Origin of the sequence: Mesorhizobium sp. M7D.F.Ca.US.004.01.2.1 (assembly GCF_003997785.1) — a bacterium.
GTDB classification, from domain to species: Bacteria; Pseudomonadota; Alphaproteobacteria; order Rhizobiales; family Rhizobiaceae; genus Mesorhizobium; species Mesorhizobium loti.
Window position 1 is genome coordinate 1 of record NZ_RZRQ01000640.1, and the last position, 1,476, is coordinate 1,476.

General features: G+C 62.5%; 1 protein-coding gene and 1 pseudogene. One reads left to right on the plus strand and one right to left on the minus strand.

The window, feature by feature from the left end; translation table 11 throughout:
* Positions 1-147 precede the first annotated feature (147 nt).
* On the minus strand, positions 148-1,056 hold the full coding sequence (locus tag EN993_RS35730; protein WP_109668023.1) for a PhzF family phenazine biosynthesis protein: 909 nt from the start codon (positions 1,054-1,056) through the stop codon (positions 148-150).
* Positions 1,057-1,157: 101 nt separating this feature from the next.
* Here EN993_RS35730 and EN993_RS35735 point away from each other — a divergent pair.
* A pseudogene (locus tag EN993_RS35735) lies at positions 1,158-1,476 on the plus strand (efflux RND transporter periplasmic adaptor subunit); the annotation flags it as partial.

Sequence of the window (1,476 nt, forward strand, 5' to 3'; positions counted from 1 at the left end):
GATTAAGAGTCAGCTGCTCTACCAACTGAGCTACGCACCCACTCGGCCGGCAAAAACCGGCGTTGGCGGGCATATAGCCGCCACCATCGGTCCTGTCCAGCCCTGCCGGAATCATTTCCCGACAAATCGCTTAAGTGCCGCAGATGGTCAGACGAACAGCTTGCCCTCCGCCACCTTGATCGCATTGCCGCCAATGCGCGCCGAGGCCAGTTTTCCGCCTTGCACGGTCAGTTCGAGGCGGATGCGCGAAGGCCGGCCCATCTCCAGCCCCTGCTCGATCCATAGCTGCGAAATGCCGTCGGTCGGCGCGTCGAAATGCATGATGGCGCCGGCAAAGGCAGCTGCCGCCGAGCCGGTCGCCGGATCCTCATAGGAAGGTGTGCCAGGTACGATCATGCGCACATGGAAGGCGCTTTCGTGGTTCACCGTCTCGCGGCAGTAGACATAGGGGCTGGCGAAGGCCCACTCGCTCTTGCGCGGCGCCAGTTCCGACCACGCCTGGTTGTCCAGCCGGACCCGGCCCGCCGCCTCGAGATTGGCAACCGGGATGGTCACATAAGGAACGCCGGCCGACCAGAACGCGACGCGGTGATTCTCGAAGCCGATCTCGTGCGGCGTCAACCCAAGGGCCGCACCGATCGCTTCCGGATCGGCCTCGAGCTTTAGCGGCTCCGGCAGCTTCGCCAGGTCGAACTCGGCAAAGGTGTTGCCGTCGTGCTTGCTGACGGCGCAACGCACCGGGCCGATATTCTCCTCCAGCACGAAGATGCCGGCGCCGCCCTCTTCCGCCAGTTCGGCCAGCGCAATCGCGGCGCCAACCGTCGGATGGCCGGCGAACGGCATTTCATAGTCGGGCGTGAAGATGCGGATGCGGTTTCGATGCTTTGGATTGTCCGGCGGCAACACGAAAACCGATTCGGACAGGTTGAATTCGCGCGCGATGGCCTGCATCGCGGCCGCGTCCAATCCCTTGCTGTCCAGCACGATCGCCAAGGGGTTGCCGGCCAGTCGCTCGGTCGTAAACACATCGTAGAGCAAGTAATTCCGGGTTTTCATTCCTGCCTCAATCCCAACATGGGCGAAATTTAATTTGATATTTGAACCAGTAAGCCTGATCTGTGCACAGATAGGGACATTGCGCATTATAGGGGTCCAGCGTGGACCAGATTGTCAATCTGCCAAAGACGGAATCGGATTCCGCCATCGAGACGGCGCTTGGGCTCGACAGACAAGGTCGGCGCAAGTCGCGCCGGCGCGGCTGGCTCCATGCGCTGCTGGCGCTGATCGTGCTCGCCGCCGGGCTTGGCGCCTATCAGTGGTATGCCGGCTCGCCGGCCAGGATTGATTATACCACCGTGCCTGCCGCCAAGGCCGACCTCACCGTCGCGGTCTCGGCAACCGGCACGCTGCAGCCCCTCACCCAGGTCGACATTTCCAGCCAGCTCTCAGGCATCATCCGTTCGGTTTCGGTCGAGG